Origin of the sequence: Paenibacillus sp. W4I10, from assembly GCF_030816325.1 — a bacterium.
Classification (GTDB): Bacteria; Bacillota; Bacilli; order Paenibacillales; family Paenibacillaceae; genus Paenibacillus; species Paenibacillus amylolyticus_B.
This window is the reverse complement of the sequence record NZ_JAUSXX010000001.1, coordinates 5,753,327-5,775,574: the sequence shown is the minus strand read 5'-3', so window position 1 is coordinate 5,775,574 and position 22,248 is coordinate 5,753,327. Positions and strand designations below refer to the sequence as shown.

Annotated in this window: 18 protein-coding genes; 4 read left to right on the top strand and 14 right to left on the bottom strand. The window is 50.9% G+C overall.

Annotation, left to right across the window (positions count from 1 at the left end):
* Positions 1-152 precede the first annotated feature (152 nt).
* Positions 153-1,793: a PucR family transcriptional regulator gene (locus tag QF049_RS25925; protein ID WP_307541691.1), complete on the top strand. Its 1,641-nt coding sequence runs from the start codon at positions 153-155 to the stop codon at positions 1,791-1,793.
* A 16-nt stretch (positions 1,794-1,809) separates the two neighbouring features.
* On the opposite strand, the gene QF049_RS25920 is transcribed toward QF049_RS25925, so the two are convergent.
* From QF049_RS25920 to QF049_RS25870, 11 genes are all read right to left on the bottom strand, one after another.
* Positions 1,810-2,037, bottom strand: coding sequence for a hypothetical protein (locus tag QF049_RS25920; protein WP_062836929.1), 228 nt, complete (start codon positions 2,035-2,037; stop codon positions 1,810-1,812).
* Positions 2,037-3,482, bottom strand: coding sequence for a dihydropyrimidinase (hydA, locus tag QF049_RS25915; protein ID WP_307541689.1), 1,446 nt, complete (start codon positions 3,480-3,482; stop codon positions 2,037-2,039). The genes QF049_RS25920 and hydA overlap by 1 nt, the downstream gene beginning before the upstream one ends.
* Positions 3,479-4,774 carry an NAD-dependent dihydropyrimidine dehydrogenase subunit PreA gene (gene preA, locus QF049_RS25910; protein WP_192134950.1) on the bottom strand — a complete coding sequence of 432 codons (1,296 nt, stop codon included), beginning with the start codon at positions 4,772-4,774 and terminating at the stop codon, positions 3,479-3,481. The genes hydA and preA overlap by 4 nt, the downstream gene beginning before the upstream one ends.
* Positions 4,775-5,403: 629 nt before the next feature.
* On the bottom strand, positions 5,404-6,771 hold the full coding sequence (locus QF049_RS25905) for an NAD(P)-dependent oxidoreductase (RefSeq protein ID WP_307543424.1): 1,368 nt from the start codon (positions 6,769-6,771) through the stop codon (positions 5,404-5,406).
* A 49-nt stretch (positions 6,772-6,820) separates the two neighbouring features.
* On the bottom strand, positions 6,821-7,702 hold the full coding sequence (locus QF049_RS25900) for a nitrilase-related carbon-nitrogen hydrolase (RefSeq protein ID WP_307541687.1): 882 nt from the start codon (positions 7,700-7,702) through the stop codon (positions 6,821-6,823).
* 4 nt (positions 7,703-7,706) lie between these two features.
* On the bottom strand, positions 7,707-8,996 hold the full coding sequence (locus QF049_RS25895) for a M20 family metallo-hydrolase (RefSeq protein WP_307541685.1): 1,290 nt from the start codon (positions 8,994-8,996) through the stop codon (positions 7,707-7,709).
* 36 nt (positions 8,997-9,032) lie between these two features.
* Positions 9,033-10,406: an aspartate aminotransferase family protein gene (locus QF049_RS25890; RefSeq protein WP_307541683.1), complete on the bottom strand. Its 1,374-nt coding sequence runs from the start codon at positions 10,404-10,406 to the stop codon at positions 9,033-9,035.
* 21 nt (positions 10,407-10,427) lie between these two features.
* Positions 10,428-11,492, bottom strand: coding sequence for an ABC transporter substrate-binding protein (locus QF049_RS25885; protein ID WP_307541681.1), 1,065 nt, complete (start codon positions 11,490-11,492; stop codon positions 10,428-10,430).
* A gap of 75 nt (positions 11,493-11,567) precedes the next feature.
* A complete protein-coding gene (locus tag QF049_RS25880; protein ID WP_307541679.1) occupies positions 11,568-12,506 on the bottom strand; it encodes an ABC transporter permease in 939 nt (312 codons plus the stop codon).
* Positions 12,503-13,315 carry an ABC transporter permease gene (locus QF049_RS25875; RefSeq protein ID WP_307541677.1) on the bottom strand — a complete coding sequence of 271 codons (813 nt, stop codon included), beginning with the start codon at positions 13,313-13,315 and terminating at the stop codon, positions 12,503-12,505. The genes QF049_RS25880 and QF049_RS25875 overlap by 4 nt, the downstream gene beginning before the upstream one ends.
* Positions 13,296-14,120, bottom strand: coding sequence for an ABC transporter ATP-binding protein (locus QF049_RS25870; protein WP_307541675.1), 825 nt, complete (start codon positions 14,118-14,120; stop codon positions 13,296-13,298). Before QF049_RS25870 ends, QF049_RS25875 begins: the two co-directional genes overlap by 20 nt.
* Positions 14,121-14,566: 446 nt before the next feature.
* Here QF049_RS25870 and QF049_RS25865 point away from each other — a divergent pair, with 446 nt between their 5' ends.
* Together QF049_RS25865 and moaA are read left to right on the top strand one after the other, a co-directional pair.
* Positions 14,567-16,792, top strand: a complete 2,226-nt coding sequence (locus QF049_RS25865; RefSeq protein ID WP_307541673.1) for a methyl-accepting chemotaxis protein — start codon at positions 14,567-14,569, stop codon at positions 16,790-16,792.
* 119 nt (positions 16,793-16,911) lie between these two features.
* Positions 16,912-17,913: a GTP 3',8-cyclase MoaA gene (gene moaA, locus QF049_RS25860; protein WP_307541671.1), complete on the top strand. Its 1,002-nt coding sequence runs from the start codon at positions 16,912-16,914 to the stop codon at positions 17,911-17,913.
* Positions 17,914-18,101: 188 nt separating this feature from the next.
* On the opposite strand, the gene QF049_RS25855 is transcribed toward moaA, so the two are convergent.
* Positions 18,102-18,710, bottom strand: a complete 609-nt coding sequence (locus QF049_RS25855; protein WP_307541669.1) for a LysE/ArgO family amino acid transporter — start codon at positions 18,708-18,710, stop codon at positions 18,102-18,104.
* Positions 18,711-18,845: 135 nt separating this feature from the next.
* Here QF049_RS25855 and QF049_RS25850 point away from each other — a divergent pair, with 135 nt between their 5' ends.
* Entirely contained in the window at positions 18,846-20,339 is a 1,494-nt protein-coding gene (locus QF049_RS25850; RefSeq protein ID WP_307541667.1) for an aminotransferase-like domain-containing protein, read from the top strand.
* A gap of 160 nt (positions 20,340-20,499) precedes the next feature.
* Here the strand turns inward: QF049_RS25850 and QF049_RS25845 are convergent, their stop codons facing one another.
* Positions 20,500-21,327 (bottom strand): carbohydrate ABC transporter permease, encoded by an 828-nt coding sequence (locus QF049_RS25845; protein ID WP_307541665.1) that lies wholly within the window; start codon positions 21,325-21,327, stop codon positions 20,500-20,502.
* Complete coding sequence (locus tag QF049_RS25840) at positions 21,324-22,208, bottom strand: carbohydrate ABC transporter permease (protein ID WP_091012865.1); 885 nt, start codon at positions 22,206-22,208, stop codon at positions 21,324-21,326. Before QF049_RS25840 ends, QF049_RS25845 begins: the two co-directional genes overlap by 4 nt.
* Positions 22,209-22,248: the final 40 nt, after the last annotated feature.

The window sequence follows — 22,248 nt, the reverse complement described above, 5'->3', positions numbered from 1 at the left end:
ACGTTAGATTTCAGCCCATCGGCTGTAAATAGAATTATAATATGGATTAATTATGTAAGTTGACGGATTCCAGACTCCAGATAGATCACATGTTATTGGGGAAGGACGGTGGTTGTGTGGGGGAGACAACGCTTCATATTCAAGTCAGAGACATGTTAAAACGTCCCGTGTTTCGCAAGGCGGAAGTTCTGGCAAGTGATCGTGCGCTGGAGCGGTATGTTCGCTGGGTTCATATCATGGAAGTCCCTGAGGTAGGGGACTTACTCAATGGCGGGGAATTGGTGCTGACGACAGGCATTGGCTGGCAGGAAGGTGAGCAGCAAGGCCTGTCTTTTTTGCGTCAGTTAATTGCACGTGGGGCTGCCGGACTCTGTATGGAACTGGGGGATCATACCAAGTCGCAGCTCGGTGCCATGAAGGAAATAGCAGTTGCCGCGGATTTCCCGCTGATCTGGTTCCACGAACAAGTCCGTTATATTGATATTACGCAAGACCTGCATTTCACTCTGATTCGTAGTCATCAGCGGATGATTGCGGAACTCGATAGTCTTACCACCTCCTTTAACCAACTTCTTCTGAATGGAGATGGCGTACAACCTCTGCTTCGATTATTGTCACGAACAACCGGATGTGCCGTGGCATTATATCCTCTCGAAGGGGAAGCGAGTAGCGTTCCCTATTGCTCTCCAGAGCAGCTGGAGACTCGTCGGCAGGATTGGTTTTTGCAGCGGGGACATTCGATGGGAGAAGATATTCCGAATATAATGCGGCTGTCAGATAACACATTGCATGCACTCAGCATGCCTGTTCAGGCGTTAGACTACACCTTTGCCGACCTTGTGCTGATGCATCAAAAGCTGACGGATCAAGATTCAAGCATACCGATCAAACCATCGGATGAATTCGTCATTCAGGCACTGGAACGATGCGCGGCCGCGATTGCCCAGGACTGGATGCGAACCAAATACATGGAAGAGAAACGCCGCTACAAAGAAGATATGTGGGTCATTGACTGGCTTAACGGACATCACTCCACGAAGGAAATCCATGAATATGTATCCACCGTTAATCCCCTTCTCGCAACAAGCAAAGCCACGATTATCTTATTTGACAGCAACCCCGCATACACAGACAGCCTCAAACTTCAGAAATTATTGATCCAACGCAACATCGTTGCCCGTTCCGTGTTCGCTCGGGAGAATTTCACCCTCTACAGCACCGTTCTGAATCACCAGATCATTCTTATCATTCTCGACCCACTACCTGGATCTCAGCGCAAAAGCAGTCTCTGGCGCTGCATCGAACAGCTGCAGCAGCACGAGCAGGAACAAACCCACTGCCTCTTCTCAGGCCTGATCGGTATTGGTCATAACTGCACAGACCTCTCCCGTCTCAAAGATAGTCTGGAATCCGCAAAGGAGACACTGCGAATTCAGAAGGACATCGGCGAGATGCAGCAGCCCTTTTACAGTAATCTTCATTGTTACCGCATCATCGCCAGTATGAAGCAAAGCGGCAATCTGGATGATTTCATTGAAGAATATCTGGGGCCGCTCATCCGTTACGATGTAGAGAAAGGAGGTCAGTTGCTGCGCACGCTCAAACAATATTTGGTCCTGTGCTGCTCTAAGCAAGAGACGGCCACCGCTCTATATATCGTCAGACAGACGCTGTATCACCGTTTGGACAAAATCGAAGCACTTTTGGGAGAAGACTACATCCTCCCCGAGAAAAGGGTCGCGATCGAACTTGCCATCTACGCCTATGAGTACGTTCATGGGCCAATCGCATGAAGAACTCCAGCATCGTCTAAGCTCCCCGCTGCTCCTGAAGCTGGCGAATCAAAATGTGACTGAACCACTTCCGTCCAGACGCCGTGCCCACGTATTGCTCTTGTTTCTCTTCGGGAAGATCCGGGTGCCCCCATATGACGTGAGCACCCTCCAGATGTTCCCGTACCGCATAGATCCGATAACCCTGTGCAACCATTCGCTCTATGGCGATCCTCTCGGCCTCAAACACATCATGATCCGACATCAACTTCCCCCTCCATTCACTGCCGTCACAGGCTGTTTCATCGGTATAGGTGCGCTTGCATCATACTTGTTGCGCTTCACATATTGGCCTGCCCCTGCTGTTCCGGCATACTGCCGATCTCGAATGACATACTCCCCGCGGCACAACACCGTCACCGGACAACCCTGTACCTGCATACCTTCAAATGCACTGTAATCCACATTCATATGATGCGTATCTGCCGAGATCACCCTATTTACAGATGGGTCAAAAATAACGATATCCGCATCTGTCCCTACAGCCAGAGTCCCTTTCTGCGGAAATAATCCAAACAATTTGCTCGCTCTTGTTGAACATAGATCGACCCACTGATTGAGCGTAATCCGCCCCTTGACTACACCTTCCGAATACAGAATACTGAGGCGATCTTCGATGACAGGCCCGCCGTTCGGAATTTTGCTAAAATCATCCTTGCCCAGGTCCTTCTGCCCTTTGAAATTAAACGAACAATGATCAGAGCCAATCGTCTGTAGCTGACCACTTTTCAATGCGTTCCACAGTACTTCCTGATGAGCCGCTTCCCGCAGCGGTGGTGACCAGACGTACTTTGCACCCTCGAAGTCCGGCTGATCCATGATCGACTGATCCAACGTCAAATACTGAGGACAGGTCTCCCCCCAGATTCGATAGCCCATTTCACGTATACGCGCGATCTGCTCCACAGCCTCCGCACAGGTCACATGCACCACATACAGCTGTGAATCCGCTAGTGCAGCCAGACGTGCAGCCCGACCTGTCGCTTCTCCCTCCAGCATGGATGGGCGAGTCAGCGCATGATGAATTGGCTCCGTGCGCCCATCGGCGAGCGCCTGTCGAACCAGCAGGTCAATAACATCTCCGTTCTCGGCATGAACCATGACGAGTGCGCCGTACTCTTTTGCCTTTTGCAGCGTCTGGAATAGAATCCCGTCATCGGCCTGAAACTGGTTTTTATATGCCATGAACACCTTGAAGGATGACACCCCCTCTTCTTCAATGATCTGCGGTAACTCTTCCAGCACCTGATCGTTCATCTCCCCGATCATGAGATGGAAACCGTAGTCGATGGCGGCTTTACCCTCGGCTTTGGCGTGCCACTCTTGGAGGGATTCGATTAATGGACGGCCTTTTTGTGTCAGGCAGAAATCAATAATCGTCGTTGTACCGCCAAAAGCTGCCGCTGTTGTTCCCGTCGCAAAATCATCCGCCGTTACCGTTCCACCGAAGGGCATATCCAGATGCGTATGCGGGTCGATCCCGCCCGGAATGACGTAACAGCCCGCTGCATCCACAACCTCCGTTCGTTCGTCAGGCACCAGTCCGATGCCAATCTGTGTGATTTCACCCTTTTCGATCAAAATATCTGCTTCAAAAGTATCTGACGCTGTGACCAACACACCATTACGAATCAATTTGCGGGTATTCATGATATCGCCTCCTTGGTTGATTGATCTCTAACGGATTGCAGCATGGCAATCGCAGACTGACGTTCATTCCAGGTTACAGGTTCCTGCTCAGGTACAAGCTCAACCATCTCAATCGCCCCATCCACCGGGCAAACGATCGAACACAGATTGCAGCCGACACAATCCTCCTCCACCACTTCCAGATAGGAGCCGGACGGGTCAGTCAACATATCAATACACTGATGCGAGGTGTCCTCACAAGCAATATGGCATTTGTTGCAATTGATGCAGATATCGCGGTTGATGCGGGCGACCACTTTGTAGTTCAGATCAAGATTGCCCCAATCCGAGTAACGTGGAACCGTCTGACCGACCAACTCTGCGACACTGCTCAGACCCTTTTCATCCAGATAATCGTTCAGCCCATCAATCATGTCCTCCACAATACGGAATCCATGATGCATCGCTGCGGTACATACCTGAACCCCTGTAGCGCCCATGAGCAGAAACTCTGCAGTATCCCGCCAGTCCGAGATGCCACCAATACCCGAGATCGGCACGCCCACCTCCGGATTACGTGCGCACTCGGCAACCATGTTCAGTGCAATTGGCTTCACGGCTGGGCCACAGTATCCGCCATGTGCTCCTTTGCCGCCCACATGGGGCACGGTATTCCACGAATCCAGATCCACACCTGCCAGGGAGTTAATGGTATTGATCAGAGAGATCGCATCCGCGCCGCCTCGTACAGCTGCCCGGGCGGTCGCCGTAATATCCGTGATATTCGGCGTGAGCTTTACGATAACGGGTGTGGTCGCCACTTCCTTCACCCACATCGTCTGTAGTTCAACCAAGTCAGGCTGCTGACCGGAGGCAGCTCCCATGCCACGCTCAGCCATGCCATGCGGGCAGCCAAAATTCAGCTCCAGACCGTCAACGCCAACGGCTTCCACCTTTTTGACAATCTCATGCCACTTCTCCCGTGTGGGTTCCACCATCAGTGAAGCGACAACCGCACGATCCGGGAAGCGCTTCTTGGTCTCGGCAATCTCCCGCAGATTCACTTCCAGCGGGCGATCGGATATCAATTCAATATTGTTAAACCCCGCCACCCGCTGTCCACCGAAATGAACCGCCGCAAAACGCGAGGATGTATTGATAATGGGCTCACCCAGTGTCTTCCACACCGCGCCGCCCCAGCCCGCTTCGAACGCACGCTGAACCTGATACCCCGTATTGGTCGGTGGTGCAGAAGCCAACCAGAATGGATTGGGTGATCGAATACCTGCCAGATTAATGGATAAGTCAGCCATAACGATCCCTCCTTGGTGTTGTTTGAACTTTTTAGTTACACTGGACACTCCGATGACAGAACAACCTTCCGATCGCTGTTATCCCCAGATTTTTTTAATTCCTTTTATAAAGGGAAAATCCGGGGATAAAGGCGAACACTCTGTTTCTTCAGGTTCTTTCTGTCCTCTCCGTTTCGTGTAAATGTTTAGTTCAATTTTTATCGTTGTACTGGATATTGGGTCGTGCTCAGGATTTCTGCGTAGTAATGGTGTTTCTGGATAGTACGCACCTAAATTCTAACGAACCGCACACCTCTTATTCGACTCATATGAGGTAAATTCAAAATCTAACGAATCGTAGAAAGCTTATATTACTGTAGTAGCTCATTTCGGCTTCATTTCAACAGGCGTTCGTCAACATAAGACGTGTGAGATTCGTTAGATTTTTCAATCCTCCATAATTGCCACGATAAGATGTGTCGGGTTCGTTAGCGGGTCAGGGACACGAGAATTCGATGCACAACAGAAATCTTGCTCAGATCTACATCATCACTCTTACAGTCCTTGCGCCCTCCCATCCGCATTCTTTCCTTGTACCCTTTCATTGCACACTTTCCGTGCTCTTTACTTTCCCTTGCAGCAATTACTGCTCACGCCGTCTCTTCCACCTGTCCAGGTAACACCTTCATAACTGCGGCGGCGGCCAGCTTACCCTGCTGTGCAGCCGAGACAACCATCGCCTCACCCTGGCCCTGACCAAAAATGACATCTCCTGCCGCATAAATCTGAGGATGCGAGGTATGGTACGTATGCGGTTCGATCTCAACGACGCCCCAGTGGTGACGCAGTCCAAATGCTTCGATTAATGGTAATAAACGATGCTGCCCAATCGCCCGGATGACCGTATCACATTCGATCATGAACTCCGATCCTTCCACAGGCACAGGCAAAGCACGCCCACCGCCAGGCGGGGTAATTAGCTCCATTTTCACACATTCCACAGCTTGAACCCGACCGTTCTCGTCTCCAATAATACGCTGCGGCATCGTAAACCATCGGAACTCCACACCCTCCTGCTTGGCAAACGTATATTCAAACGCATACGCCGTCATCTGGCTTTCCCCGCGCCGATATAACATCTGCACTCGCTCGGCACCAAGACGTACCGAACAGGTCGCTGCATCTACCGCCGTATTGCCCGCGCCAATAACGGCAACCTTCAGACCATTCAGCGCGGGTGGAACACCCTGCTTGGTAGACTCCACCAGTTCAATCGCATCATAGACACCTTCCAGTGTCTCCCCTTCAATGTCCAGCATAGGTACTGAACCCATGCCACAGGCCAGAATGACCGCTTCATGCTGCTCCAGCAACTGCGAAGCAGGGATATCCACACCGATACGCACCCCATAACGAATCTGTACACCAAGTGCCTCCACCTGCTCCACTTCCCATAGCGCAACCGATTCGGGCAAACGGAAGGATACGATGCCGTACGTGTTCAGCCCGCCGCCTTTGGGTTTGGCTTCATAGATTGTCACCTCATACCCTGCACGCCCCAGTTCACGCGCCGCCGATAATCCCGCAGGCCCGGCTCCTACAACAGCAACATTCCTCCCATTGGCAGGTGCTGCCTGGAATAACGGCTCATTCTTCGCCCGCGCCCAGTCGGTGGCATAACGCTGCAAGTCACCAATCCGAATCGGCTTCGACGATTCGTTCAGGACACATGCGCCTTCACACAGTTCCTCTGTGGGACAGACACGTGCGCAGCTAGCTCCAACCGGATTCGCATCCATGATGGTGCGGGCCGATCCTTTCAGGTGCCCTGTTGATATTTTGCTAATAAAAGAAGGGATATTAATGTCGGTCGGACAGGCCTTGATACAAGGTGCATCGTAACAGTACAGACAGCGGTTTGACTCCTCCATCGCTTCCTTACCTGTCATGGCGGGTTTCATCTCGGCAAAACGACTCTCCCACCCATAATCGGATAACGTTGTTCCTGAGCTGTTCATCAAGGTCATGCACCTCCTGAAGTTTGATCCGCGCAGCTTCCGGCTGCTTTTACAGACTAACGAGATGTTCGTACGTTTCCGGTCTGCGATCCCGGTAGAACTGCCATACATTACGCACCTCACGAATCATCTCCGTATCCATCTCGCCAATAACGACCTCATCCTGATCCCGACTGCCGATCGCTACCATTCTGCCTCGCGGGTCAACCAAGTACGACTGTCCATAAAATTCACCCATATTCCATGGCGCTTCCACGCCAACCCGGTTGATGGCTGCAACATAATAGCCGTTAGCTACCGCGTGAGCAGGCTGTTCCAGTTTCCACAGATATTCCGATGTACCCGCAACCGTAGCGGACGGATTGAACACAATCTCTGCCCCCGCCAGCCCTAGCAGTCGTGCGCCTTCCGGAAAATGACGATCATAACAGATGTACACGCCAACTCTGGCGTAGGCCGTATCAAAAACCGGAAACCCGAGGTTGCCTGGTTTGAAATAATACTTTTCCCAGAACCCATTTGTACCCTCACCTGCTTCCACATGCGGGATATGATGTTTGCGATATTTGCCCAGATATGAACCATCTGCATCAATGACAGCTGCCGTATTGTAATACGAAGCAATGCCCTCCACCTCGTACACAGGTAAAATAATCACCACCGCAAGCTCCTTCGCCAGTTCCTGAAAACGTCTGGTCGTTGGCCCTTCCGGCACCGGTTCAGCGGATGCATACCATTTTGGATTCTGCTCTGTGCAAAAGTACGGTCCATAGAATACTTCCTGCAATCCGATGATCTTGGCCCCTCGTGCAGCAGCTTCACGGACCAGCGCAATGTGCTTCTGAACAGCAGCTTCTTTGTGCACCTCAACGGGAGCCGAACCTTCAATCTCATGAGAAGCCTGGATTAATCCGATGCTGATTTTGCTCATATCGTCACAACGCCTCCTCAGGTAAAATGGTTGGTTGGTTCACTCCACCGCACATCCTTCGAATGGTTCGATACAGCACTTCCGTGCCGAGTCCAATATCCTCCGGAGAGGAATATTCGCTGGGATGATGACTGATGCCGTCCTTGCTGCGGACAAAGATCATGCCATAATCACACACACGCGAAAGGGCCAACGCATCATGGAACGGACCACTCATCAGTTCTGGCAAAGTAACCCCGACCTCTTCCGCAGATGAACGAATCACCGATTGGATTGACTCTGCACAATACCTTGGCTCACTGTTCGTATCCTCGGTCAGCGAATACGTTAGACCATATCGGGAACTCACGTCATCCAAAATGTTCATCAATCGGGCTTCCAGCCGGTTCCTGCGTTCCATCTCCATGTCTCGTAAATCAACCGTGAAGCTGACTTCCTCCGGGATGATATTACGCGAATCCGGAAACACTCTCAGACTACCCACGGTACCTACGGTTGGAGCTTCCGGGTCTTCTCTCACCATATCGTCAAAAGCCGCAATGACTCTGGCGCTGCCTGCCAAAGCATCATGCCGCATCCCCATCGGAACAGAACCAGCATGACCCGCCATTCCTTTCATCGTCACCGTAAGCCACAGCGGGCCCGAGATGCCCGTCACCAGACCTACTGGTGCATTCAACGCTTCCAGCACCGGCCCCTGCTCAATGTGCAGCTCCAGATAACTGCCTATGGAACCTGGTGGGTAGATCGCTTCTTCAAAATCCGAAGGAGAACAGCCGAAGGCTTCCAACGCCTCCCGGCGGGTCACTCCGTTTTTATCCTGCCGCTCCAGTTCGCCTTCTTCCAACTGACCAGTTATACCACGTGAGCCGAACAGGCCTTTGTTAAAACGGGAACCCTCTTCATCGCAAAAAGCAATCACCTCAATCGGCATACGGGGCTGAATGCCATTTTCGATCAGGCATTGCACGGCTTCGAGTGCGCCGAGCACACCAATCGCACCATCATATCGACCGCCGTAAGGCTGAGAGTCGATATGGGAACCAATCATAAGGATCGGCAGCGTCTGATCCGCACCTTCCAGACGACCAATCAGATTGCCGAAGGGATCAAGTCGCGTCGTCAAACCGGCATTTTCCATCCAGAGACGAACCTGTATGATGCCGTCCATATCCTCCGGGGTCAGGGCAAGTCGGCAGACACCCGTCTCCGCGATTCGGCCAATCTGTGACAACTGCTCAATTCGCTCATTCAGCCGAAGCTGATTAATGACTTTGCCTGTTGTGGTCTGCATCCTACCTCGCCTCCTTGTGTTATCCATCTATGGCAACTAACCTGCGTCCAGACTACGCAGCGCAACGAGCAAACTTCCAGCGATCAGATCCAGCTCTTCCTCGGTGGTAACAAACGGCGGAGAGATCGTCAAAATGTTTGCAAACCCCGGCACGGTATCGCCGTTCTTGCCAATCAGAATGCCATCCCTTTTACAACTGGCGAGTACCTTCATTACTTTGTCCGCCTCCGCAGGTGAACCGTCTGCTTCAATCAATTCAATGCCACAGGCGAATCCGAATGAACGGATATCCCCCACAATGGATAGCTCCAGCAGTGGCTCCAGCTTCTCACGAAGCAGGTATCCCAGTTCTTCCGCCCGGCTGACCAGATTCTCTCGTTCCAGAATCTCCAGATTCGCCAGTGCCACCCGGCAGGATACCGGATTCCCGCCAAAGGTATTCACATGGCGAAAATGGGCATGCGGTCCGGGTTCCCGGAACGTCTCATACAGATCGGCTCGCACCGCCGTTGCCGATAGCGGCGAATAGGCACTGGTCATGCCTTTTGCCATCGTCACAATATCTGGTTGTACACCATAGTTCTGATGACCAAACTTCTGCCCGGAGCGGCCAAAACCGCAGATTACCTCATCTACAATGAGCAGCACGCCATAACGCTGACAGATCTCTTGCACAGTGCGCATATAATCCGGTGGGGGTACAATCATGCCGCCCCCTGTGATTACCGGCTCCATAATTACTGCCGCAACCGTCTCTGGACCTTCCCAACGAATCACCTCTTCATAGATGGTTGCACATTCGAGTCCGCATCCATCCTTGTTTCGTCCAAACGGACATCGGTAACAATATGGTGGTGGAACATGAGAGAAACCTACGCCGAGCGGCTCGTATTTGATCTTGCGGGCGGCTTGCCCGGTGGCGCCCAGTGCGCCCATGGAGTTGCCGTGATACGCACGGTGACGGGAGATGAATTTGTGCCGAGTAGGCTCACCATTCTGATGGTGGTATTGACGGGCTATTTTGAAAGCCACCTCATTTGCATCTGAACCTGAGTTGGAGAAGAATATTCGATACTCCCCTTCCAGCCATTCATTCAGCTTCTCCGCCAGCAAAATCGCCGGTTCGTGACTCTGCGTCATCGGTACATAAGCGAGTGCTTTCATCTGTTCGTAGGCACTTCTTGCAATCTCCTCACGGCCATGCCCTACATTCACACACCATAGTCCCGACATCGCATCCAGATAACGCGTACCATCCTGATCGGTAATCCAACTGCCCTCCCCGCTTACCGCAATCATCGGATGATCGTTATGAGGCGAGATGTGATGCCACACGTATTTGCGATCTTTCTCCAGCCATTCTTCCTTCGTACCGCCAAGCGGCTGAGGCTGCTGATCCACAGAACTCATTCGTCATCCTCCTCCACACGCTTATTTCACCGCTTCTTCATAGATGCTTTTCTCCAGCGCTTCATCCAGGTTGGCGGCTTTTTTGATCAGGCCATAGTTCAGTGCAATATCCGCAGTTCGGGTAAATGACTCATCCACAAAGCTACCGACTTGCTGTTCCGTAAATCCTTCCGGGCGAATCAGCTTTGCAATCTCTTCCAGCATCGTGACCTGATGGTCGCGGGTGGTGCTGCCATCCGTCACATTACTCATCACGATATCCACTGTCTCATTTTGATTGTCGATGGCATAATTCCAGCCTTTCAGAATGGCACGGGTTACTTTGATCGCAAGCTCACGGTTGTTGTCTACCCAATCTTTCTTGGCAATCAGCGTATCCTCCAGCATGCCAACACCGGCATCTTCAATGTTGAACACATCCAGATCGGATTCTTTCATTCCACTTTCCATTACCACGTGATATTCGTTATAGATCGTCGCCGTAGCCACATCCACCTGATCATTGAAAAACTGATCCATTGTGAACCCTTGCTTCACCAGTTCAATGTCTTTCTTCGGGTCGAGTCCATTCTTCTCCATGAACGCGAGCACCTGAAACTGCTGACTGCCAAACCAGGTACTTACCTTCTTGCCTTTCATCTGAGCAGGATCGGTAATGCCCAAGGACTTCTTGGCAATCAAACGATAGCTACTCTTCTGTGAGATCTGGGCGAGTGAGACGAGCGGCAGACCGTTATCCCGGCTGACCAGCAGACTGTCCACTCCGGTGATCCCTACATCGGCAGCGCCATTGACCACCTGCTGCTCAATCACGATATCCGGCCCACCCGGAATAATCTCGGCATCAATGCCTTCATCTGTGAAAAAACCTTTTTCCTTCGCTGCATAGATCCCGGCAAACTGCGCCTGCGGCACCCATTTCAGCTGAATTTTCACTTTGGTTAAGGGTTGATCTGCTTCTCCCGTCCCTCCTGAACTCGCAGCAACAGGTTCAGCCGCCGGCTCGGACTTCGTAGAACACGCGCCCAGCATCGTAACAACCAACAGGACCAATACCAGCAAACCCGGCTTCAACGTTTTGTACATGTACAGAACAACCCCCTGTTTATATACGATTTTTCTATCAGGTATTACGATCTATCATCAATGCCCTGTTAAACGTTATTGATCTGTGCGTGCACGGTTCCACGGAATGAGTCGTTTTTCTGCCAGGACAACTGCTTCATACAGCACAATACCGAGCGCGGCTGCGATGACAATGCAGGACCAGGCCAAGGGCATGTTCGCCAATCGAATCTGATCCGAGAGCAAGTATCCGAGCCCTTGTGAGGCAATGAAAAACTCACCCACAATGGCTCCGATAATACTGGTCGACATGTTGATCTTCAGACCGGCGAAGAGGGAAGGCATGGCGTGAGGCAGTCTCAGCTTCCAAAAAAACTGCATCCTGCTCGCAGCAAGGCCACTCAGCAGATCACTGTACTGCGGTTGAATGGAAGTCAGTCCTTTGAACAGGCTGACGGCCATGGCGGCCATCGTAATCACCGTGACAACAGCAATACGGGACCAGATCCCATCACCAAACCAATTGTTCATAATTGGGGCAAGAGCCACGATCGGAACAGCATTAAGTGCAGACAGAACCGTAACCGCCGCCCTGCCGCTTGTTGGAAAGAACGATGCACCTGCCGCTGCCAGAGCACCCAACAATGAACCGAGCAAAAAGCCTCCCAGCATTTCGGTTCCGCTGTACATCGCATATCGAAAGAGCATATTGGCATTTTCCTGAATGGATGCCGCAATCGCCGAAGGCACAGGCAGTTGGTAGCTTTCCAGCGAGAATATCCAATGAAACAACCTGAGCTGCCAGAGGGCGAGAAATAACACACCCGCACCCCAAGGAAGCATGTTCAGTACAATTGAGCGCCCGCGAACGCCAGAGCCTAATCTGGTCTTTCTGGCTTGTCCCTGTTGTCCATGAATTTCCGAACCTGGAACAGTCGTCATCTGTGAACCCGTGAGGTTCGTAGCCGCGCCAGTTACAGCAGCAATCGCCACACCTTCATCACGCTTCCGTTGCAAAACTCTACCTTCACTCATGTGGCATCACCTCCTTTGGTCCTGAATTCAGGCTGCCAGGGGGTTAGCCAACGTTCAGCCAGACTGATGGCCAGATACGAGATCAGGCCAATGCCAATGCTAAGCATGATGGTGGCCCAGAACATGCCAACTTGGGCATGGCCGTAATATAACGAACTGACCATCAGGACGCCGAGTCCGTCGGGAGCTCCCATCAATTCCACAACGATGGAGGAGGTCACCGCGAGCGGAGCAGCTATTTTCATACCAGAAAATAGTCCCGGCAGTGCTGAGGGCAGCAGGCATTTGATATATCGTGCAGTCAGTGAAGCTCCACAGGAACGCATCAGTTCCAGGTGCTCTGGTGCTGCACTTTTCAATCCTTTTAACGTATGGATGATGATCGGGAAGAAAGTGACATACGCCGCCATAACAATTCGGGCCCACTCCGCGTTGTGGATGATGCCGTACACGATTGGTGCGAGACCAATAACCGGAACCATCTGTGAGGAGACAACATATGGCGATAACGTGCGCTCCAGCCAGACAGCCGCGCTCATGAGCAGTGCCAAACCCAGACCCAGCAACGTTCCCCCTGCAAAACCAATGGCTGCATTGCCAAACGTGACAGCCCCCTGCTCTGCGAGCGTACCCGAATACCGAAACAAGGCTGCAAGGACTTCGTGCAGATAAGGAAGGCGAGAAGCCGCCTGCTGGGGTGACAAGAACAGTTGGAGTATCCAGGCGATTCCTTCCCACAGCACCAATATGGCCATAACCCAGATGACGACCCAGGATCGATATCCCGGTTTAAAGAACCGCGGAGACATGAGATTCATCACGCTCCTCGTAGAAGCAGTTGCGAATGGTCATGATCATGTGGTAGAAGGCTTCCGTTTCTCTCAGTTCACTATGACGTTCAGAAGGCAGATTGACGGAATGAATGGAATGTACTTGCCCCGGATGTGCCGAGAGCACGATGATCCGGTCGGACAGAAATACGGCTTCGGGGATGCTGTGTGTGACAAAGAGGAAGGTCTTGCCTGTTGAGCGCTTGATCTCAAGCAACTCCAATTGAAGTTTTTCTTTGGTGAATTCGTCCAAGGCCGAAAAGGGTTCATCCATGAGCAGCAATGGTGGATCAAGTGCAAGTGCACGTGCAATGGATACACGTTGCTGCATCCCGCCACTGAGCTGCCATGGATAATGGTCTGCGAAGCGGGTTAACCCTACCATTTCAAGCAGTTCACCGCTAATGCGGCGGCACTCCTTCCGGCGGGTACCGAGCAGCTCCAAGGGCAATTCCACATTGTGACGAACGGTGCGCCAATCGAACAGGGCTGGTGTCTGGAAAACGATGCCGAACTGTCGCTGTAGACGAGCACGCTCAGGTTCCTGACCTGCAATGCGTACGGTGCCTGAGGTGGGCTGAAGCAGATCACCTACCAGCCGGAGCAAGGTCGACTTGCCACAGCCGGAAGGGCCCAGCAGAGAGACAAACTCATTGGAATGGATCTGGAATGTAACATCCGACAAGGCAGTCACTTGTTGTGTACCCGTACCAAAAACAACGGACACATGATCTACATCAATATGGCAGGCTTCGGGGACTGTGGCTGAGGATATGGAGGACATGGGCATTCTCCTTTGTGGGAAGTTGTTTTCATTGCACACCAAGGCTGAATGGGAGGTTTATATACACAAACGTAACAGGTTTTGCTTGTTAGATAATACTATATCGCTTTGGGCGGGGATTACATTATACAGTGTGTTTTGAGTATGGGCCTGTTCATGTTACACAATGTAAAATGAGACGGATTCTCAGATACATACATGTGAGTTTTCCTCGTAGATAGCTAACATTCATTTCACCTAACAACAAGCGCACGATCATTTGTATTTATTGATTAAATATTCGGAAAATATGACATATCCCCTCGTATTCTTGTTCGTTTTCTTGTATAAAGATTGAATAGACAGGTTGGATTCCTTTGTCACATATCACTTTGAAAACCACATATATATAGGTCTATCCAAAGATCAGTAGAACGAAGCTTTCAAATCCAGAAATCGGGGTGGTCATGATGTTTGATTGGCTGGGATGGAGAAAAGGATTGCCGCTCTGGCGATCGTATCGGTTGAACGCACATATGAAGGAAGATGTGGAACAGATTTTTGAGGGGATTGCCGAAACGAGACGACAGCTTATGATGGACTGGGCAGATGAACAATGGAATCACCTGGACCGTTTGCTCCAACAGATACAGTCGGTCCAATTACAGGATGTATTACAAGGTTCACAGCAACGAAGCAAACTAGATACATGGTTTCAATCCAGTTATATTCGAGCCATAGACAGTACGGAGCTATTCATGTTGAACGAACAGAATCAGGTGGTATTCTCTACATATAAGAAACATATTGGACAGATCTATGAAGATTACGAAGCTTTAATTGGACCAGGATTGAAATACTCCAGAGCAGATCGTCATGGCAAAAAATGCTTGTATGGTCCATATTCTGATCCACTGACGTTGGATATTGGTCCACGCTCGTCCGCTTTTCACGATGATGTCACCTTGCTGTTTATCTCCCCAATCCTGCAGGAAGGTCGATATGTCGGTTCATTATGCAGCCGTGTACCCGGGGATGTACTCGGTGACCTGATCCAACGAGAATCAGGTCATATCTATCCCGATTCTGGTGACAATTACCTCTTTATGGCTGAGTCGATATTACGGCCTCATCTGCAACCTGGCACCGCCTTATCCCGAAGCCGCTTTGAAGACCGTACCTTTACGCATGGGGAAAACCTCAAAGATGGTGTCACCACCGAATGGGGTATCGTTTCCGTCAAGGAGCATACCGAACTGGAACTCATGTTCACTGATCCATCGACCGGAGAACTACACCCTGGAGTAGCAAACACCATTCAGAATGGTTCCAATCTGTTCGTAGCCTTCCCCGGCTACTCGGATTACCGCCATATTTCTGTGATCGGCAAAGGCATCACCTTCCAGCTGCCACACTGTCCTGATCGCTGGGGCATGATGTGTGAAGGGGATCTGGAGGAAGTGTATCGGATACGAAGCATCGGCTGGCGCCAGTTCAAGCAGCACAGTCTCTTCACGCTTTTGTCAGGCGTTGCAGGAGCAGCTCTTGTCTATGCCTTCACTGGAAGTGGTTGGAGCGCCGCAGCAATAGCAGCTTTTAATGTGTTATTTGGATTCTTCACTGCATTACAGCTGCATCGTAGCCAATATCGGCGGGTTCATGAAGACTTGCGTCGCATCAGCCGATTTATTCGAATTAACGCGGAAGGCAGGGGTGATCTGACCCAGCGTCTGGACACGTCTGCTTTTGCCCAAGATGAATCAGGTGAACTGGCGAAGTGGATCAACAACATGATTGATTCTCTGGAAGGCATTATGCTGAAGGTACAACTTGCTACGGTAGACGTTATGGATAATCAGTATCAGATGCGAACTTCAACAGAGACAACCCAAGGCACGACTGAGCGTGTGAACTACAAGCTTGGTTCGATGATTCAGGCCATTCGCACCCAACTGGAAGATCTCGATCAGGCCAAGATTGCTGCCGATCACATGCGCATAACATTGCAACAACTGGAGACCTCTGCAACCGAACAGATCAGCGTGGCTCAGCAAGAAGTGGAACGAATCGGCGACAAAATGACCCAAATCTCAGGAGCGGTATCCGATACCAACCGTACCATCCTGTCCTTCATGGATACCATGAAAGAGATTTACCGTGCACTGGCTGTCATTGATGAAATTTCAGCTCAGACCAATCTGCTGGCTCTGAATGCTACCATTGAAGCTGCACGTGTGGGCGAACATGGCCAAGGTTTCTCGGTTGTGGCAGGGGAGATTCGCAAGCTGGCCGAGTTATCCCGCTCTTCTACAGAAAATATTCATCAGATTCTGGACCGAATCTCAACTGCAGCAGGAGCTGCGTCCCAATTAATCACAGAGGGTGATCAGGTACTGGCTGAAGGAACGACACTGGTTCAGGCCGCTTCGCAACTTCTGCAAAATGCTACCGCTGAAGAACCTGAGCGCACACAAGTCGTGGATCAAGTGGTCATGCTGATGGAGAATATTGCTGCGATCAGCCATCAAAATCGGGCGACTTCTGCTGAGGTAGAAGCAGAGATGTTGGAGCTGATCCGTGATATGTTGCAGGTTCAGCATTCTTCGCATAACGTGGAAGCCATTACGGTCTTTCTGCAACAACTCGTGGGACAATTCCATCTGAACCACCCCGCCAAAAATGCTATCATCTGACGTCATCGTTGACGCGGATTGGAGAAATAGCTAAAATTTGATGCAACTGTTCCTTTTGAAATTGTCGTATCATTTATAATAGAAGATTTCCAATCTGAACCGATGAAAGGGTGGTCTGCATGGAACTGCTTCAGGATTCATTTGGCCGGATACATGACTACATCCGTATTTCTGTTACGGACCGCTGTAATTTACGCTGTGTGTACTGCATGCCTGCAGAGGGCATGGAGTTTGCTCCACATGATGAGATTATGAGCTACGAAGAGATCGCACAGGTGCTGAAGGTGCTTGCTCCGATGGGCATGCGTAAAGTTCGGCTCACCGGGGGCGAACCGCTGGTGCGTAAGGATCTGCACAAGCTCGTCAGCATGATCTCGGCGATTGACGGTATTGACGATATTGCACTGACGACCAACGCTCTTCTACTGGACAAACAAGCTCAGGCATTGAAAGACGCTGGATTGAACCGGATTAACATCAGTCTGGATTCCCTGCGCGCTGATCGCTTCTCCATGATTACCCGCGGCGGAGATGTGAACAAGGTACTGAAAGGCATTGAAGCTGCAACAGCTGCTGGGCTTGCTCCGATCAAGCTAAATGTTGTGCTGATGAAGGGTATCAACGATGATGAGATCAAGGATTTTATTGCAATGACGATGGATCAACCTCTTCATGTGCGTTTTATTGAATATATGCCGATTGGACACGCTTCGGATTCATGGCGCAAATCTTATTTGCCGCTGGAAGCCGTGACAGATGTATGTGCTGAGGCAGGTTGGGCGGTTGAAAATACAGCAGGCCCAGCGGGCAATGGCCCATCACGTAATATGAAAATTGCGGGCTCCGAAGGCACATTTGGATTGATTCATCCCGTGAGCGATCACTTCTGTGACAATTGCAACCGACTTCGGCTGACCGCTGACGGACATATCAAAGCCTGCCTCTACTGGTCAGATGAGTATAATGTTCGCCGCTTCGTGGATGATCCGGATGCCATGGCGGCGCTTTTCCTCAAAGCGCTGGGCACGAAACCCAAGAATCACGAGATGGCCCTGGCTCTGGAACAAAAAATGCAATCGCACACGCCGACGGTACGGCGCATGTCCCAGATTGGCGGATAACACGTTATATTACGATGACGTGTGTATAGCTCAAATGTATATCCATAACGTCACGACCTCTGCATAACCGACGCTCTTATACAAAAGCAGACCAGAACTCAAAGTTCTCGTCTGCTTTTTCGTCGTGTTTTCATAGATTGATGAGTTTTTTTATTTTAACAAGATGGGCCCGCTACATCACGGTCCATCTATGAATAGATGAGCTTCCACAGCATCATAACCGCCAGCACAACCATGACCACAGCGGACAACCGATTAAACACCAGACTGATGCGTCCAGTTCGATCCGTTCTGCCAATCACCCTGCCCGCGCCTGCAAGTCCCAAGAACCATACCCAAGATACTGCCGCGGCTGTCAGGGCAAAATACATGCGCTCCACCCCTTCATACTGAAGTGAACTGGTGCCAATCACGGCAACCGTGTCCAGCAGAGCATGGGGATTGAGTAAAGATACTGATGCGGCGAACGCAATCTGTCGACCAGCTGACATGACCGTCTGCGAACCTTCCACAGATTCGGACGACCTCCAGATACTCCAAGCCATATACAGCAAAAACAAACTTCCTGCGCCATACAACACATTCGCCAGTACTGGCCATTGCAGCAAAATGAGCGACACCCCTCCAACAGCTGCCCCGATCAACAACGTATCACTGACCCCTGCCGTTATTACAGCAGGCAGGGCATGTACATAACGCCTCTGGCTCATGCCTTGGTTAAAAATAAATACATTCTGCACACCCAGTGGCAAGATCAGGCCAAACGCCAGAACCACTGCATGAATAACAACCTCCATTGTTCTTCCCCCTTATCTCTGTCCTCCATATTAGGGCAGATGATAACTGACGTAACCAACCACTTGGATGGCATTAGACCCAACCAAATGATATAGTGTTCGTTACAAAGAAAAACGGAGGTGATTCTGCCAGTTATGGAACGTTCTGATTCTCGGCTAAACATCGGGTGGAAACCCACCCCCTCTCTCGACCTGCCCCTCTACCGTCAGATTGAAGCCTATATTCGGCAGAAAATCACAACGGGAGAATGGTCAGCAGGATATCGCCTCCCCTCACAGCGAATATGGGCTGAGTCCATGGGGGTGAACCGCAGTACATTGGTCACTGCCTTGGATAACCTGGCCGCCGCTGGTCTGATTGAAGGCAGACATGGCGGGGGAACCTATATCTCTGGCTCTGGCTGGCATGGTATGGCTCACGGAGCCCTGCCCAACTGGAACGAAGCCATTGAAGAAGGCTGGTATTATCCCAACTTGCCCGAGATCCAGCAGATTAATCAGGCTGAATTCCGGCCTGGCATCATACGTCTTGGTACAGGGGAGCTTGCCCCGGAACTGATGCCTCAGGATGCTTTTAACGATATTCTGTACTCCCTGTCCCAGCGTTCTCGTACACTCAACTACCTGGAACCTCAGGGAAGCCTGGAGCTTCGTGAGGCTTTATCCGCCCATTTGCAGACGACTGGCATTCAGGCCTCTCCAGATTCCATACTGATCGTATCCGGCTCACTTCAGGCGCTACACTTGATTTCGGTCGGACTGCTCCCTCGCGGCTCAGCAGTTCTGCTGGAAAAACCGTTGTATCTCTATTCCATTCACGCCTTTCAGTCGGCAGGTTTGAAAATGAGTGGTATCCCGATGGATGACGAAGGATTGCATATTGCACGTCTGGAGGACGCGGCGCAGCATGTCAAAGATCATGACCACATCTCGCTTCTCTACACGATCCCGAGCTTTCATAATCCCACCGGCTCTGTGATGAGTGATCACCGCCGGGAAGAACTGATGACCACCGTTCGAACACTAGGCATCTCCATACTGGAGGATGCCGCCTATAGTGATCTTTGGCTGGAAACTCCTCCTCCGCCATCGCTGAAGGCGCGTGACCAGGAAGGACGGGTGCTGCATATGGGTACCCTATCAAAGGCAGTTAGCCCCGGTCTGCGCCTCGGATGGCTAGTTGGGCCAGAGCCGGTCATTCGCCGTCTCGCAGATATCAAGATGCAGACTGATTATGGTACCAGTTCGCTTGCCCAAGAAGCCGCTGCCCTGTGGTTCGCCGAAGGACATCATGCAGGACATATGGAACGCCTTCGCCCTGAACTACGCAGACGCAGAGACTTCATGCTGGATCTGTTACGACATCACTTTCATGGCATTGCGGAATGGGAAATACCCGCTGGTGGGTTTTACATCTGGCTGCAATTCACTGTCTCCCCTCTCTCTATTCGCCAATTGTTCCATACCTGTCTGGAGCAAAATGTACTTATCCACCCGGGCTATCTGTATGACAGGCTGGACGCGAGTCACATTCGGCTGTCTTACGCTTATGCTTCCCCCGATGAGATGGAACATGGGTTAAAATGCCTCGCAGAGGCCGTCCACAGACTTATAGACTCTGGCTCCTGACTTAGAAGAATGCTGTTTCCTGATTTCACAACCAATAAATAGCCTTGACCTGGAAGGACCATGTCCTTCAGATCAAGGCTATTTGCGTAAGTTTCCTAAGTGTGTTCGAATACCAAAAGCGCGTAGCTACCGGTGAAGTTACGGGATTCACTCGAATGTTTTACCCCTTTACAGCACCCTCAGCAATTCCCTCCATGATGAACTTCTGGAAGAACGCATAGATCAGAATAACCGGAATCGCAGTCAGTACCAGGGAGGACAGAATTAACGGCCATTCCTTGTTGTATTCCCCAAACAGCATGTTTGTGGACAGAATAAGCGTATAACGATTCACATCGGTCAGCATAAGCAGTGGCAACAAGAAGTCATTCCAGATCCACAGGAAGTCCAGAATCGCGATGGTGACTGTGATCGGAAGCAAGAGTGGAAAGATAATCTGGAAGAACGTCTGGAACTCATTACATCCGTCAATCTGAGCCGACTCCTCCAATTCACGCGGAATGGACTTCACAAACCCGTGATAGAGGAAGATCGCCATGTTCACACCAAGCCCGATATAGATCAGGGCCAATCCGTACGTGCTTCCCTGTACGCCCATGCCTTTGGCTACCCGTGTCAGCGGAATCATGATCGAGTGGAACGGTACCAGCATGGAAGCAACAAACAGGAAGAAGATCAGGTTGCTCAAAAGGCCTGAGGTACGTGACAACTTGTATCCCGCAAGTGAGGCACAGAAGACAATTCCCCCGATCCCCAGAAAGGATACAATGGCCGAGTTCATCGAACTGCCCAACAGATTGATTTTGTTAAACGCGTCCGAATAATTCTCCCAGTGAAGCGTTGTCGGCAGCGCGATAAAAGATTGGAACATCTCACCCTGCGTTTTGAAAGAGTTCACCACCGCCATGTAGATCGGCAGCATGGCGACGAGAGAGCCCAGAATCAGCAGCAGTCGAATCAGATAACTGTTCAGTCGTTGCATCCTCATGCTTCCACCTCTTTCTTCTTCATGACGGTGATCTGGATGAGTGTAAAGATGAGTACGATGATGAACAGCACAACCGATTTGGCACTCGCATAGCCGTATCTGAAGTTATTGGAGAACGCTTCTTCATAGATGTTCATCGTGATAACCTGCGTGGCCCGGCCCGGTCCACCACCAGTCAGTCCATACACCACTTCAAACACTTTGAATGCTCCGTTCAATGTCAGGAAGAAACAGATGGTCACGGCATGAGTAATCATCGGCAACACCACATTGCGCAGTACCTGGAATGCGTTGGCTCCATCAATAACAGCCGCTTCCTTGAGGCTTTTCGGCACACCCTGGAGAGCAGCCAGATAGATGATCATCATATACCCTACTCCGTTCCAGAGCGATACCATCAGAATGGAGTAAAATGAAAACTTCGGATCACCCAACCATTGCTGGTCGAGGAACGAAAAAGCCAGTTTCTCTGCGAGCTGTGGTAGCACCTGAGAGAAGATGAAGGTCCACATGAAAGCACTGATGATTGTACTGATCATGTTAGGCATGAAGAACAGCGTCCGGAAAAGCCCTTTGCTGCGCGTCCGTGACTCAATGAACACGGCGAGCAGCAAAGCAATTCCATTTTGCAGAATCAGCATAAATATTACATATTTCATCGTGAACCACAGGGAGTTCAGAAAGTCGGGATCTTCTTTGAACAATTCCACAAAGTTGCCCAGACCGATAAAGCTGTAATCCCGATTGAGTCCGTTCCAATCCGTCAGACTATAGAACAGGCCACTAAACGTGGGATACAGCAGGAAAATCGCATAGATGACAAAGGCAGGCGCAGTGAACGCGAGCAGTGACAGATACTTCTTGAACACATTCGTAGCCATAGGTTCTCCCCCTTTTCACTCGAAGCGGATAATCGATTGT